This window comes from Mesorhizobium loti CJ3sym (genome assembly GCF_000472785.1).
GTDB lineage: Bacteria > Pseudomonadota > Alphaproteobacteria > Rhizobiales > Rhizobiaceae > Mesorhizobium > Mesorhizobium loti_E.
In genome coordinates this window covers 199,241-212,002 of the sequence record NZ_AXAL01000006.1, presented here as the reverse complement: position 1 = coordinate 212,002, position 12,762 = coordinate 199,241, and the positions used below count along the sequence as shown (strand labels likewise).

The following is a 12,762-nucleotide window of genomic DNA, read 5'->3' as shown; positions in this document are numbered from 1 at the left end:
GCAATTCTGGTGAATTTCTCAGCCACCCCAGCAGGGTTCAGGCAACAAAAAAGCCGGATCAACGAAGATCCGGCTGAGTTTGATTGGAAGTGCCTGTTAAGGCTAACCTCCAGAGGGGAACACTCGAGGGCGCTAATGGGAGGAGAACGCGCCCAGGAGATGATCTATATATCTGCTCATCATGCCCAAGAAACAAGCATCTATTTTGCAACACACGCATGCAAAAAGATGGAGGCTGTGGTCTAACCCATTCCGAAAGCCAATAGGACCAGCAGAATCGCCAGAAATCGAGCATGCGGGCGGGCTGTTGCCGTCATGAAAACGTCATTCGCGGCCGATTTTGCTCCCAAATGGTGAAAACACATGATGACCTGGAAACAGGCAGCGACCGTTCAATTCTGAGGCAGCCAGGGGAGGAACAGCCAATGCGTCCCTTTTCCGCGATTGCCGGCAGCGGCATTTTCCTGATTGCAGCACCTGGCGTGGTTGCCGGACTGATCCCCTGGCTGCTCAGCGATCGCTGGCGCCTGCCATGGTCCACCGTGCCGGGCTTCGTCCTTGCCGGTGGCGTCCTCATCCTCGCCGCGGCCGCCGTGCTGCTGCATGCCTTCGCCCGTTTTGCGCTCGAGGGACTGGGCACGCCCGCCCCTGTCGCGCCGACCGAGAGATTGGTGATCGGCGGCATCTACCGCCATGTCCGCAACCCCATGTATGTCGCCGTGCTGACGATCATCCTCGGCCAGGCGCTGCTGTTCTCAAGCTGGACGCTTGTCGCCTATGCCGTCATCGGCGCTGGTGTCATGGGCGCCTTCGTCAGGCTCTACGAGGAGCCGACGCTTGCCCGCCGCTACGGCGCCGAATACGAAACCTATCGCCGCAACGTCCCCGGCTGGCTGCCGCGCCTGACACCCTGGCGGGGAGCCAACTAATGCCGTGATAAAGGCAAAGGCGGCGCCATGCGCATCGTCGAACCTGGCATCCCGGCTTTACGTCGTGGCGTTTGTCCGTCCTCGACCAAGTTCCGGATGAAATACCACTGCGGTTCGGATGCCCAGACCAACGAAGATCAAGAGCACGACCAACTGCGTGATCAGAAATGGCGGTTCTGATTGTGTCGGCGCGAGTGGCTGAAGAAACGGCAGCTTCTGAAATGCCTGCACCACGCCGACAAAGACGTTCAGGTAAAGCGCGGCAATCGCGCAGCTGGTGTAGATCCAACGCCAGGCCCCAGCCAGCCTGAAGACGTACAGCGCGGTCACGGCGATGCCTAGCAATATCAGCGAAATCCCGCCGACGATGCGAGGCGGATCGATCCCCAGGGGCGGCAACGGAAACCCCGTGACGCTCGTCAGGATCGTCGTAACAAGAAACAGCGTCGTCCATCTGCCGAATGTTTTTCCTGTCAACAACCCGGCGAGGACGGCGACGCCTGCCGCGATCCCGATCAGGCTGAGGACGACGTGGACCGTGACGAATGCAGCCGTTGGAATTCCCCAAGTCATGGCACTCTCCGCTGGTTGATCGGGTGTCGGTTCATTTGGTCAGGAATGAGATGGAATGTAGCGTTCGCAACATCCCCGCGCACACTAGCACAAGCATTGCCAAAGTCGCGAAGAGCACAAAAGCGACACAGCTTATCAACAACAGCCGCGCGCCGGTTGCCACGCCGACGAACATCAAGCTGCTGGAAGCGCTCCATGAAGAAGGCTTTCAGAGCTTTGCTAAACGGTAGGCTTACCGATCCCGAGCAGGGTGGCTTAGAACGACCAAACGCGCGCCTTAGCGATGATGAAGTCGCGAAACACGTGCAGCTTCGCCTGGTTCTTCATCGCATCGGGATAGGCGAAATAGGTGTCGAAGGACGGCACCTCGGTCTCCGGCAGGAGCTGCACCAGGCCGGAATCCTTCGAGATCACATAGTCGGGCAGCATGGCGACGCCGGCGCCGCCCTGCACGGCGCGCTTGATCGACAAGATGTCGTTGATCTGCAGCGACGGCACGCGCTGGCCGCCGTCGAAATCGCCGACCGTCTCCAGCCAGTTCAACTCCGACAGATGAGAGGGCACCGGCAGGCCGAAGGTGACGATGCGGTGGTTTCTGAGCTCGGCAACCGAGGCCGGCTTGCCGTGCTTGGCGACATAGGACGGGGCCGCATAGAGGTGGAAATGCACAGTGAACAGGCGGCGCTGGATCAGGTCCGGCTGCTGAGGCTGGCGCAGCCTTATGGCGCAATCGGCCTGGCGCATGGTGAGGTCGAGTTCCTCATTGGCGAGGATCAGCTGCAGGCTGATTTCGGGGTAGAGCTCGATGAACTCCTGCACCCTCTCGGTCAGCCAGCCGGCGCCGAGACCAACGGTCGTCGTCACGCGAAGCACGCCGGAGGGCCGATCCTTGGTCTCGGTCAGGCGCGACTTGATGGTCTCGAGCTTCATCAGCACGTCATGCGCCGTGCGAAACAGCATCTCGCCCTGCTCTGTCAGCACCAGGCCACGCGCATGGCGGTTGAACAGCGGCACGCCGACATCATGTTCGAGCGCGCTGACCTGCCGCGAGATCGCCGATTGCGACAGATGCAATGTCTCGGCCGCGTGCGTAAACGACCCCGCTTCCGCCGCAGCGTGAAACACGCGTAGCTTGTCCCAGTCCAACGCCATAGTTCCCCTCGTTCCGTTCGGCGTCTGAATGAAAAATTAGGCTTTTACACGGCGTTTCTAAGCCGCTTTTTTAACAGTTTTGTAAGCGGCCCCTATTCCGCTGCTTCGCGATGCACCTCAATGCCGGCGAGATACTTTTCCGCCTCAAGTGCTGCCATGCAGCCGAGGCCCGCAGCCGTCACCGCCTGGCGATAAATATCGTCGGTCACGTCGCCTGCGGCAAACACGCCTGGCACGTCGGTGCGCGTCGAATCCGGCGCCGTCCAGAGGTAGCCGTTCGGCTTCTGCTTCAGCTTGCCCGCGAACAACTCGACCGCCGGCGCATGGCCGATCGCCACGAACACGCCGTCGACCTTGAGGTGCGTTTCGGCACCTGTCACCGCATGCCTGAGCTTCAGCCCCTCGACCGAGGGCGGCAGCGGCGCCTTGCCGGGGCGACCGGTGATCTCGTCGACGATCGTGTCCCAGATGACGCGGACATTTTCCTTCTTCAACAGCCGCTCGCGCAGGATGCGCTCGGCGCGGAAGTCGCTGCGCCGATGAATGACCGTGACGCTCTTGGCGAGGTTCGACAGATAGAGCGCTTCTTCCACCGCCGAATTGCCGCCGCCGACCACCGCGACATCCTTGCCGCGATAGAAGAAGCCGTCGCAGGTGGCGCAGGCGGAGACGCCGAAGCCCATGAAATCCTGCTCGGTCGGAATGCCCAGCCACTTGGCCTGCGCGCCGGTGGCGACGATCAGCGCGTCGGCGGTGTAGGTGGTGCCGGAATCGCCCTTGGCGCGGAACGGCCGCACGTTGAGGTCGACCTCGGTGATGATGTCGTTGATGATGTCGGTGCCGACATGCTCGGCCTGCTTGAGCATCTGCTCCATCAGCCACGGGCCCTGGATCGGGTCGGCGAAGCCGGGATAGTTTTCGACATCGGTGGTGATCATCAGCTGGCCGCCCTGCTGCAGGCCGGCAACCAGCATCGGCTTCAGCATGGCGCGTGCGGCGTAGACCGCGGCCGTATAGCCTGCCGGACCGGAACCGATGATGAGAACAGGCGCGTGCTTGGTGGTCATTTAAAGCCTCAGCGGGGCAGACAAGGAGTATGCCTTAGGAAAAGACGTGGAATTCGCACTTAATGTAAGGGTTGCCAACCACGCCAGCAAGACGAAGAGGCCGTCGTCCCCGGAAAGCTTCGGCCCAAGCGGTTATTCGCACGATGGCAGTTTTCGTTACCGATCAAAAATCGCGTTGATGAGGGCTGGCGCCAACACAAAAGTCGTTTAATTACAAAATCGCGAAAGATTCTTGCGCCGAGCTGAGACAGCCATGCCCCTGAAAGCCGACCTCGACACCATCGACTGGAAGATCCTGCGCGAGTTGCAGGCGGACGGGCGCATGACCAACGTCGAACTGTCGAGCCGGGTCGGCATTTCGGCCCCGCCCTGTCTGCGCCGCGTCAAGCGGCTGGAGGAAGCCGGCATCATCCGCGGCTACCGCGCGCTGCTTAATGCGCCGGCGCTCGGCCTCGATGTCGTCGCCTTCTGCCTGGTCGGTCTGCATCACCAGGCCGATGCCGAACTGCGGACCTTCGCCGAGCGCACGCGCGGCTGGCCGATCGTGCGCGATGCCTGGATGGTGTCTGGGGAATCCGACTTCCTGCTGCACTGCGTGGCCAGCGACCTCGGCGCCTTCCAGACCTTCGTCATCGAGGAACTGACCTCGACGCCGAACGTCGACACGGTGCGCACCGCGCTCACCATCCGCCGGGTCAAGGATGAAGGCCTGGTCTCGTTCGAGCGCCCCTGAGGCCGGGCGTGTCCCTGTGCGTCTGGGCTGCTAATTCCTGACTTTCGCCACACCGGCGCCGCGATGATATTTAACAGACGCTGATATACAAGGATGGTAGGTCAGCCGAACTCCGCAGCCCGATCGGTTTCTAAAGCATTTCCTGAAAAAATGTGTAACGCTTTTTCGCCCGGAGTTGCTTGAGGACCGATAGCGCAAGCAGCACCGTTCCGCGGGAGACCCGCCATGGGAAGGGGACCATGACCCGATTTGCAAGCCCGGTTTCGGCGCTTATCATCTGCATGAACGAGGCCGGCATGATAGGCGCGTGCCTGGAGAGCGTCGACTTCTGCGCCGAAATCATCGTCGTCGATTCAGGCTCCAAGGACGCGACGCTTGACGTCGTTCGGGAATTCATCGCCAAGGGCTATCCGATAAGGCTGCTGCACAATGACTGGCCGGGTTTTCCCCGCCAGCGCCAATTCTCGCTCGATCACGCCACGCAGCCATGGTGCCTGGCGATCGAAGCCGACGAGGCCGTCGACGACGTCCTTCGCAAGTCGATCATTGCCGTGACTCAGCCCGGCAATGATGCCGTCGACGGATGGTACATAAGACGCCGTGACAAGCTGAAGGGCTATGGCTATGCGCACCGCTGGGTGCTGCACAACAGGCTGCTGCGCCTCTTCCGCCGCGACAAGGCCACCATGGACCTGAGCCTGCGGGTGCATGAATCGTTCGAGGTTCCAGGCGAAACCCGCACGATCGAGAGCGGCGTCCTCCTGCATCGCCGCGAAGTGACGGTCGCGGAGGACATGGCAAGAGCCAACACCTACTCCAGCCTTAAGGTCGCCACGCTGGTCGAGAGGGGGAAGAAGCCCCGTCTGGTCCGGCTGGTCTTTTCGCCGTTCGGCAACTTCCTGAAATTCTACCTGGCCAAGCGCTACTTCCTGTGCGGCCGGCACGGCTTCGTCTACTCGATGTCGGTGATGATCTATTCCTTCGCCACCGAAGCCAAGCTCTACGAAGCGTCAGAGGGCAAGGATCAGGTGTGAGCCGTCCGGGCAGGATCAGGACCTGTTGTCCCCGCCTATCGTTTCAATGGCGGTGATAAGACCAGCCAAGTCATCCCGGTCGTGCAGGCGCCTGATGGTGAAGCCGGGTTGAACCGCCGCGTCGCCGTCCACCAGCCAGCCCTGTGCCAGCCCGGCGCGCTTGCCTGCCTGCATATCGGCCAGCTTGTCGCCGACAATCAGGGAGCGCTGGAGATCGAGATCAAGGCGTCTGCCCGCTTCGATCAGCATGCCCGGATTGGGCTTGCGCATCGGATGATCAGCAAGGCCAAGCGGCCCGACGCCCGCCTCGTGATAGGCGCAGGCGAGCACCATGTCGACGAGCACGCCCTGATCGCCCAACAACTCGAGCACGCGGCCGTTCACTTCAGCGAAAACGCTCCAGTCGAAATAGCCGCGCGCGATACCGGACTGATTTGTCACCACGACGACCGGAACACCCGCCCGGTTGGCCGCCGCGATCGCCGGCATGATGTTGTCGCGCAGCACGATTTCGGCCGGGTCGCTGGGATAGTCGGTGTCGACGTTGATGGTGCCGTCACGGTCGAGGAACAGCGCCGGCAGGTGCTTTGGGAAAACCCGGCCGCCGACGCGCTCGACCCACACACCCGGCTCGGTCAGCTGAAGCGGTGTCCCGTCAGCCCTATCAGCCATTGTGCAGGCGCGCTTCGACCACTTCGCAGAGATAATGATAGAGGCAAAGATGCCCCTGCTGGATGATCGGCGTCGAGGTCGAGGGCACGTTGAGCAGGATATCGCACAAGGGCTTCAGCTTGCCGCCGGTGTCGCCGGTCAGGCCGATCACCGTCATGTCCATCATCCGCGCCTGTTCGGCGGCGGCGAGAATGCTCGGCGAATTGCCGCTGGTCGAGATCGCCAGCAGCACGCCGCCGGCCGAGCCATGCGCCTCGACCTGGCGCGAAAACACCGTGTCGAAGCCGTAGTCGTTGCCCCAGGCGGTCAGCACAGCCGCATTGGCCGGCAGCGCGATGACATTATAGGCCTTGCGCTCTTTCAGGAAGCGGCCGACCAGTTCTCCGGCAATATGGATCGCATCGCTGGCCGAGCCACCATTGCCAGCAATCAGGAGGGCTTTCCCGGACGAAAGCGCCGTCACGACAGTGCTCGCCGCCCGCTCCATCTCGCTGGTGAGATCCCGCTCGACCATGGCTGAAATCGCTTCCGCCGAGCGGACCAGATAGTCGTTCAGTTCGGACATGAAACCCTCAGTTTGTAGAGCCGGCGCGCAATTTGCCGATGGTGCTGGTGGTGCTCTTGCCGGCGACGAGATCGACCAGCACGACGCGCCCGCCGGCCTTCTGCACCACATCGGCGCCGACCACTGTGTCGATCGTATAGTCCGCGCCCTTGACCAATATGTCGGGCAAAAGCGCCTCAATCAGCGCCAGCGGCGTATCCTCCTCGAAGACTACGACGGCATCGACCGAGGCCAGGGCCGCGAGCACGCAGGCGCGGTCATGCTGGTCGTTGACCGGGCGGCCCGCCCCTTTCAGCCGCCGCACCGAGGCATCGCTGTTGAGGCCGAGCACCAGCCGGTCGCACTGGCTGCGCGCCGCGTGCAAGAGACTGACATGGCCGGCATGCAATATGTCGAAGCAGCCATTGGTGAAACCGACGCTCAGGCCCTCTTCCTTCCACGCCGCCACCATGCGCGCCGCCGATGTGGCATCGAGGATGGCATCCTTGTGGGCGGTCGGTCCGTGCGAGCGGAACAGCGCGCCGGTGAGTTCCTCGACCGTCAAACGCGCGGTACCGCGTTTGCCCACCACAACGCCGCCAGCTGCATTGGCGATAACCGCGGCCTGCACGCGATCGGCGCCCGCCGCGAGAGAGAGCGCGAAGGTGGCGATCACCGTGTCGCCAGCACCGGAAACGTCAAACACTTCGCGCGCCTGGGTGGCGATGTGGCGCGCCTCATCGGGGCCAACCACGCTCATCCCCTTTTCGCTGCGGGTGGCGACGACGAAGTCGAAGCCGTGCGCCGCAATCAGCTGGCGTGCCGCCGCGATGATCTCGTCGTCGGCGAACACCGCATGGCCGACCGCCTCGCCAAGCTCCTTGCGGTTTGGGGTAATGGCAGTCGCACCGGCATAGCGGGCATAGTCGCGCCCCTTCGGGTCGACCAGCACCGGCTTGCCCGCCTCGCGGCAGATGGCAATCAGTTCGGCGGCGACGCCGTCGAGCAGGATGCCCTTGCCGTAATCGGAGAGGATGACGATGTCGGCCTCCCTGAGCGCCGCGCGCAAATGGCGGATCAGCCCCGCCCGCTCCGCCTCGTCCAGCGGCTTGATCTCTTCCTCGTCGAAGCGCAGCACCTGCTGGTTGAGCGCGCTGAAGCGGCTCTTCGACGACGTCATGCGGCCGCGCCGCTGCGAAAGGCCCGCTGTCTCGGCGCCAAGCTCGCCGAGCATCCGCACCAGGCTGTCGCCGGCCGTGTCCGTGCCGATCACCGAAACCGGAATGGCACGCGCGCCGAGCGAGACGATGTTGGCCACGACGTTGCCGGCGCCGCCCATGGCCGAGCTTTCGCCACGCCCATGCAGCACCGGGATCGGTGCTTCCGGAGAAATCCGTTCGATGACGCCATTGACGAAACGGTCGAGGATGAGGTCGCCGACCACCAGCACGGTGACGCCGCCAAAGCGCGCAATGGCGCGGTGCAAGGGTTCGGGAGAAGGCGGATTGTGCTTGATCATGTCACTGGCAATGTGTGGAAAGGCTGATCTGTGTCGTGCTGAAAATTGTCAATTTACGGGCCGGACCCCGACAGCGAAGCCGATATACCGCAAATCCACGCAGCGCAACGGCAGCACGGCACACCTCCGGGCGGTCAGCTCTTCTGCAGCGCGACGTGAACACCGAGCCCGATCAGCACCGCCCCGCCGGCCCGCTGCATCAGCCGCTGCGCCCGGCTCGAACGCCGCAGCCGGCCGATCACCAGGCCGGCCAGGAACACGCAGACGATGTCGGCCGAAGAGAACATCAAATTGACGATCGTTCCCAGCACCACGAATTGCAGCCAGACCGGGAGGGCCGCGGAGGCATCGATGAACTGCGGCAGGAACGCCATGAAGAAGATCGCCGTCTTGGGATTGAGCACTTCAACGGTGATGCTATCGAAAAACGCACGACGGGCCGATTTGCGTTCAAGAACAGGAAGCGTCATCTCGCCTTCGACCCGCTTGCGAAACAGCGAAATACCGAGCCAGATCAGATAGAGCGCGCCAACCAGCTTGACCGCCATGTAGAGCGGCGGCACCGCGTGGAACAGCACAGACAGGCCGGCTGCGGCGGCGAAAACATGGAAATAACCACCGAGATGGATGCCAAGTGCTGCCGTCAGCCCCGACCAGCGCCCGCGCGCCATGGTCTGCGCAGCGGCATAGAGCATCGCCGGACCGGGGATATAGGCGAAGATCGCAGTGGTGGCGAAAAACGCAATGAGCAGTTCGGTCGACGGCATTTTTTAATCCCCTCATGATCCTGCCCTGCCCAGTTGCAGGCCGTTTAGTCGGCCCGTGGGATGGCTTTGGATTGGCCTTTACGAACAGCCGCAATGAAAGCCGACATGACTTTCTTGTGGAATGACGGACTGAAGGCACCGATACGCGCGCCCGGTTCGAAATAGGCCGACGATTCCAGGATATCGTGGTTGTACTCGTCGACTATGACCCAAAGGGGGATAGGGTCAAGGCCGGCGCGGCGGCGCTCAATTTCCGGAACGCCAACGGCCATCCGATCACGGCCCGGCTGCGTGGAGGTGATTGCAAGGATAAAAAGGTTCGTGCCTCCGGCTTTCCCGGGAAGAACGGCGACGAAGGCGACTGGCCTCATCTTGCGGCCTTCGGTCTCGCCGTCTCCATGTTGGCGATGCCACAAATACGGACATCGCCAAACATCCGCGGCGACGGGTTTACTCACGGTCCAATTCCGCGGCGTACTCCTCGAGCATCTCGACATGTTCAGACGGTGCGTCCTTCGCCGCGTAGGCGCGACGGCTATCGTTGCCGAAGCGCGCTTCGTAGGTCTCGATGCTCATCAAGACGTATCTCGGCTTGTTGTGGCGAGTGATGGAGACCGGCTGCTGACTGGCAGCTGCGAGCACATCTCCAAGATTCTGTTTCAAATCGGTCGATGCATAATGTTTCATGGGGCACTCCATTTTGTCCATAATAGACAAAACAGACAAAAGAGACAAGCGCACGAAAATGGCAGGACAGGCGATAGCATGGCTTTATCGACAGCCTCAACAGCCTCCCTTATAAGGACCGGATCGCAAGCAACCAGAGGCCTTCATGATCATCGTCACGGGCGGCGCCGGCATGATCGGTTCCAACATCGTCGCCGCGCTCAATGCCGAGGGCCATGACGACATCGTCGTCGTCGACGATCTGACTGACGGCCACAAGATCGCCAACCTCGCCGATCTCAAGATTGCCGACTACCTCGACAAGGACGATTTCTGCGCCCTTCTGGAGGATGGCGGCCTCGGCCGCATCGAGGCCGTCTTCCACCAGGGCGCCTGCTCGACCACCACCGAATGGAATGGCAAGTTCATGATGGAGGTGAACTACGCCTATTCGAAGCGGCTTTTGCATGCCTGCCTCGAACTGCGCGTGCCTTTCCTCTATGCCTCGTCGGCCTCGGTCTATGGTGGCGGCAGCGAGTTCCGCGAGGAACCGGAGCTTGAGCGGCCGCTCAACGTCTATGCCTATTCCAAGAAACTTTTCGACGATTATGTCCGCCGCACCGTCTTCGATACCGACCATTCGCCAGTGGCCGGCTTGCGCTATTTCAACGTCTACGGCCCGCGCGAGGCGCACAAGGGCACCATGGCCTCGGTCGCCTTCCATCTGTTCAACCAGGTCGAGCAAGGCCAGAACCCGAAACTGTTCGGCGCCTATGACGGTTTTGGTCCCGGCGAGCAAAGCCGCGACTTCATCCATGTCGGCGACGTCGCCGACGTCAATCTGTGGCTGTGGAAGCGCGGCTCGAGCGGCATCTTCAATTGCGGCACCGGCCGCGCCCAGCCGTTCCGCGCCATCGCCGAAACCGTCATCGACACGCTGGGCAAGGGCGAGATCGAGTTTATCCCCTTCCCCGACCATCTCAAGGGCAGCTACCAGAGCTTTACGCAAGCTGATATGTCCCGTTTGCGCGCGGCCGGTTATAACGGCCAATTCCGGAGCGTCGAAACTGGCGTCAGAGACTATGTCGAATGGCTGAAAGCCCAACGATCCTCGTGATCGGCCCACGCTGGGTGGGCGATATGGTGATGGCGCAGTGCCTGTTTTCGGCGCTGAAGGAGCTCCATCCCAACGCCGCTATCGATGTGCTGGCGCCAGCCTGGGCCGCACCGCTGGTCAAGCGCATGCCCGAGTTACGCCAGCAGATCGACTTTCCGCTGAAACCCGGTGCGCTCGAATTCACCCATCGCCGCCGCTTCGGCCGCCTGCTGCGCGGCCGTTACGACATGGCCTATGTCCTGCCCGGCAGCTGGAAGTCGGCGCTGATCCCCTTCTTTGCCCATATTCCGCGCCGCTTCGGCAATCTCAGGGAAATGCGCTATGGCCTGCTGACCGATATCGTGCCGCTGCCCGAGGCCGTGAAACGCCGCACCGCGCAGGCCTATTTCGGCCTCGCCCAGGGCGGCAGTTTTCGCGCCCCTCATCTGACCGTGGATGCGAAAAACCAGGCCGCCCTGCTCGATCGTTTCGGGCTGGCGCCGCAGAAATTCGTCGCCCTGATGCCGGGTGCCGAATTCGGGCCGGCCAAGCGCTGGCCGAGCGAAAGCTATGCCGGCCTTGCCCGTGAGTTCATGGCTAAAGGTTTGAAGGTCGCCCTGTTCGGTTCGAAGAACGACCGCGACGTGACGGCGGAGATCGCAGCCCTTGCTCCCGGCGTCATCGACCTTGCCGGCCAGACACGGCTGGAGGACGCCATCGACCTGATCGCGGCGGCCAGGCTGGCGGTGTCCAACGACAGCGGTCTGATGCATGTCGCGGCGGGCGTCGGCACGCCGATCGTCGCCGTCTACGGTTCGACCTCGCCTGAGAACACGCCACCGCTGGCGGAACGTCGCGAACTGGTCTGGCTCGGCCTGTCCTGCTCGCCTTGCCACCAAAAGGTCTGCCCGCTCGGCCATCTCAACTGCCTGAAGACATTGGAAGTCGGACAGGTTGCGGCGGCGGCGGATCGGCTGCTGAAAATTCCGGCGGCGGCATGAAGGTGCTGATCGTCAAGACATCGTCGATGGGCGATGTCATCCACACATTTCCTGCGGTCGAGGATGCCAGTCTCGCCAGGCCGGACGTGTCCTTCGACTGGTGCGTCGAAGAGGCATTCGCCGGCATTGTCGCGCTGCATCCGGCGATCGCTGGGATTCACACGGTCGCGATCCGGCGCTGGCGCAAGGCGCTATTCAATGGCGGCACCTGGCGCGAGGCGGCCGCGTTGCGTCGCACCTTGCGCGAATGCCGCTACGACCTGGTCATCGATGCGCAGGGCTTGCTGAAATCGGCCCTGGTGGCACGGCAGGCGGGCGCACCGATCGCCGGCTTCGACCGCTCGAGCGCACGCGAACCTTCGGCGACGCTGTTCTATGACATCACCTACGCCGTGCCGCGCGACCTGCACGCCATCGAACGGACGCGCCGGCTGTTTGGACTGGCGCTTGGCTACCAGCCCGATCTGTCGACGCTCGCGTCAGGCATTGCGCCACCACCCGGCGGTCTCGCCGGCATCACTGGAAAAACCGCCTTCCTGCTGCACGGCACCAGCCGCGAGGACAAGAAATGGCCGGTCGAAGACTGGATCGGAACCGCCCTCCTGCTGGTCGAGCGTGGCATGACGCCGGTCACGACCTGGTCGAACGAACGTGAAAAGGCTGTCGCCGAAGCGATCGCCAGGGCCATCCCATCCACGATCGTGGTGCCAAAATCGCCGCTGGCCGACATCGCCGCCATCCTCGGCCGTTCGACGCTGGTCGTCGGCGCCGACACCGGCCTGACCCACCTCGCCAGCGCCTTCGGCCTGCCGACGGTCGCGGTATTTTTGGCGACCGAGCCGGGTTTGACCGGCCCCTGCGGGCCCTATGCATCAACGCTGCTGGCCGCACCCGGTGGGCGCGTGACGCCGGCTGAGGTGGTGGCTGAGGCGGAGGGGCTACTAGCACTCAAATCGCAAGCGCCAGCCTAGGACCTTTCAGAATTCGCTCTGGCGAGTCGAATAAGGTG

The 12,762-nt window shown here is 62.7% G+C and carries 15 protein-coding genes; 6 read left to right on the top strand and 9 right to left on the bottom strand.

What is annotated here, in order from left to right; genetic code table 11:
- Positions 1–425 precede the first annotated feature (425 nt).
- Entirely contained in the window at positions 426–929 is a 504-nt protein-coding gene (locus A3A9_RS0109750) for a methyltransferase family protein (RefSeq protein WP_027058616.1), read from the top strand.
- Between the two features lie 57 nt (positions 930–986).
- On the opposite strand, the gene A3A9_RS38545 is transcribed toward A3A9_RS0109750, so the two are convergent.
- The 3 genes from A3A9_RS38545 to trxB form a co-directional block, all read right to left on the bottom strand.
- Positions 987–1,502: a membrane protein gene (locus A3A9_RS38545; RefSeq protein WP_033838448.1), complete on the bottom strand. Its 516-nt coding sequence runs from the start codon at positions 1,500–1,502 to the stop codon at positions 987–989.
- 255 nt (positions 1,503–1,757) lie between these two features.
- Positions 1,758–2,654 carry a LysR family transcriptional regulator gene (locus A3A9_RS0109735; protein WP_027030549.1) on the bottom strand — a complete coding sequence of 299 codons (897 nt, stop codon included), beginning with the start codon at positions 2,652–2,654 and terminating at the stop codon, positions 1,758–1,760.
- Positions 2,655–2,746: 92 nt separating this feature from the next.
- Complete coding sequence (trxB, locus tag A3A9_RS0109730; RefSeq protein WP_027058615.1) at positions 2,747–3,721, bottom strand: thioredoxin-disulfide reductase; 975 nt, start codon at positions 3,719–3,721, stop codon at positions 2,747–2,749.
- Between the two features lie 253 nt (positions 3,722–3,974).
- Here trxB and A3A9_RS0109725 point away from each other — a divergent pair, with 253 nt between their 5' ends.
- Both A3A9_RS0109725 and A3A9_RS0109720 read left to right on the top strand, forming a co-directional pair.
- Complete coding sequence (locus tag A3A9_RS0109725; protein ID WP_027058614.1) at positions 3,975–4,454, top strand: Lrp/AsnC family transcriptional regulator; 480 nt, start codon at positions 3,975–3,977, stop codon at positions 4,452–4,454.
- A 239-nt stretch (positions 4,455–4,693) separates the two neighbouring features.
- Entirely contained in the window at positions 4,694–5,488 is a 795-nt protein-coding gene (locus A3A9_RS0109720; protein WP_027058613.1) for a glycosyltransferase family 2 protein, read from the top strand.
- A 15-nt stretch (positions 5,489–5,503) separates the two neighbouring features.
- Here A3A9_RS0109720 and gmhB read toward each other — a convergent pair whose 3' ends face one another.
- The 6 genes from gmhB to A3A9_RS0109690 form a co-directional block, all read right to left on the bottom strand.
- The gene (gene gmhB / locus A3A9_RS0109715; protein ID WP_027058612.1) at positions 5,504–6,160 is read right to left on the bottom strand and encodes a D-glycero-beta-D-manno-heptose 1,7-bisphosphate 7-phosphatase; all 657 of its coding nucleotides are present in this window, start codon (positions 6,158–6,160) and stop codon (positions 5,504–5,506) included.
- Positions 6,153–6,725 (bottom strand): D-sedoheptulose-7-phosphate isomerase, encoded by a 573-nt coding sequence (locus A3A9_RS0109710; RefSeq protein WP_027058611.1) that lies wholly within the window; start codon positions 6,723–6,725, stop codon positions 6,153–6,155. Before A3A9_RS0109710 ends, gmhB begins: the two co-directional genes overlap by 8 nt.
- 7 nt (positions 6,726–6,732) lie before the next feature.
- Positions 6,733–8,223, bottom strand: a complete 1,491-nt coding sequence (gene rfaE1, locus A3A9_RS0109705) for a D-glycero-beta-D-manno-heptose-7-phosphate kinase (protein ID WP_027058610.1) — start codon at positions 8,221–8,223, stop codon at positions 6,733–6,735.
- Positions 8,224–8,357: 134 nt separating this feature from the next.
- A complete protein-coding gene (locus A3A9_RS0109700) occupies positions 8,358–8,990 on the bottom strand; it encodes a LysE family translocator (protein ID WP_027058609.1) in 633 nt (210 codons plus the stop codon).
- Between the two features lie 44 nt (positions 8,991–9,034).
- Positions 9,035–9,448, bottom strand: a complete 414-nt coding sequence (locus A3A9_RS0109695) for a hypothetical protein (protein WP_027058608.1) — start codon at positions 9,446–9,448, stop codon at positions 9,035–9,037.
- Positions 9,441–9,677, bottom strand: a complete 237-nt coding sequence (locus A3A9_RS0109690) for a type II toxin-antitoxin system Phd/YefM family antitoxin (protein WP_027058607.1) — start codon at positions 9,675–9,677, stop codon at positions 9,441–9,443. Before A3A9_RS0109690 ends, A3A9_RS0109695 begins: the two co-directional genes overlap by 8 nt.
- A 145-nt stretch (positions 9,678–9,822) precedes the next feature.
- On the opposite strand from A3A9_RS0109690, the gene rfaD reads away from it, so the two are divergent.
- From rfaD to waaC, 3 genes are read left to right on the top strand one after another with little or no spacing between them, the layout of a single operon-like run.
- Positions 9,823–10,773 carry an ADP-glyceromanno-heptose 6-epimerase gene (gene rfaD, locus A3A9_RS0109685; protein WP_027058606.1) on the top strand — a complete coding sequence of 317 codons (951 nt, stop codon included), beginning with the start codon at positions 9,823–9,825 and terminating at the stop codon, positions 10,771–10,773.
- A complete protein-coding gene (gene waaF / locus A3A9_RS0109680; protein ID WP_027058605.1) occupies positions 10,746–11,753 on the top strand; it encodes a lipopolysaccharide heptosyltransferase II in 1,008 nt (335 codons plus the stop codon). Before rfaD ends, waaF begins: the two co-directional genes overlap by 28 nt.
- Positions 11,750–12,724, top strand: a complete 975-nt coding sequence (gene waaC / locus A3A9_RS0109675; RefSeq protein ID WP_027058604.1) for a lipopolysaccharide heptosyltransferase I — start codon at positions 11,750–11,752, stop codon at positions 12,722–12,724. Before waaF ends, waaC begins: the two co-directional genes overlap by 4 nt.
- Positions 12,725–12,762 lie beyond the last annotated feature (38 nt).

Excerpts from the sequence above, each read along its gene's own strand:
- A3A9_RS0109690 (WP_027058607.1), bottom strand. The coding sequence starts at position 9,677 with ATGAAACATTATGCATCGACCGATTTGAAACAGAATCTTGGAGATGTG.
- gmhB (WP_027058612.1), bottom strand. The coding sequence starts at position 6,160 with ATGGCTGATAGGGCTGACGGGACACCGCTTCAGCTGACCGAGCCGGGT.
- rfaD (WP_027058606.1), top strand. The coding sequence starts at position 9,823 with ATGATCATCGTCACGGGCGGCGCCGGCATGATCGGTTCCAACATCGTC.
- A3A9_RS0109710 (WP_027058611.1), bottom strand. The coding sequence starts at position 6,725 with ATGTCCGAACTGAACGACTATCTGGTCCGCTCGGCGGAAGCGATTTCA.
- rfaE1 (WP_027058610.1), bottom strand. The coding sequence starts at position 8,223 with ATGATCAAGCACAATCCGCCTTCTCCCGAACCCTTGCACCGCGCCATT.
- A3A9_RS0109700 (WP_027058609.1), bottom strand. The coding sequence starts at position 8,990 with ATGCCGTCGACCGAACTGCTCATTGCGTTTTTCGCCACCACTGCGATC.
- waaF (WP_027058605.1), top strand. The coding sequence starts at position 10,746 with ATGGCTGAAAGCCCAACGATCCTCGTGATCGGCCCACGCTGGGTGGGC.
- A3A9_RS0109720 (WP_027058613.1), top strand. The coding sequence starts at position 4,694 with ATGACCCGATTTGCAAGCCCGGTTTCGGCGCTTATCATCTGCATGAAC.
- A3A9_RS0109750 (WP_027058616.1), top strand. The coding sequence starts at position 426 with ATGCGTCCCTTTTCCGCGATTGCCGGCAGCGGCATTTTCCTGATTGCA.
- waaC (WP_027058604.1), top strand. The coding sequence starts at position 11,750 with ATGAAGGTGCTGATCGTCAAGACATCGTCGATGGGCGATGTCATCCAC.
- A3A9_RS38545 (WP_033838448.1), bottom strand. The coding sequence starts at position 1,502 with ATGACTTGGGGAATTCCAACGGCTGCATTCGTCACGGTCCACGTCGTC.
- trxB (WP_027058615.1), bottom strand. The coding sequence starts at position 3,721 with ATGACCACCAAGCACGCGCCTGTTCTCATCATCGGTTCCGGTCCGGCA.
- A3A9_RS0109725 (WP_027058614.1), top strand. The coding sequence starts at position 3,975 with ATGCCCCTGAAAGCCGACCTCGACACCATCGACTGGAAGATCCTGCGC.
- A3A9_RS0109735 (WP_027030549.1), bottom strand. The coding sequence starts at position 2,654 with ATGGCGTTGGACTGGGACAAGCTACGCGTGTTTCACGCTGCGGCGGAA.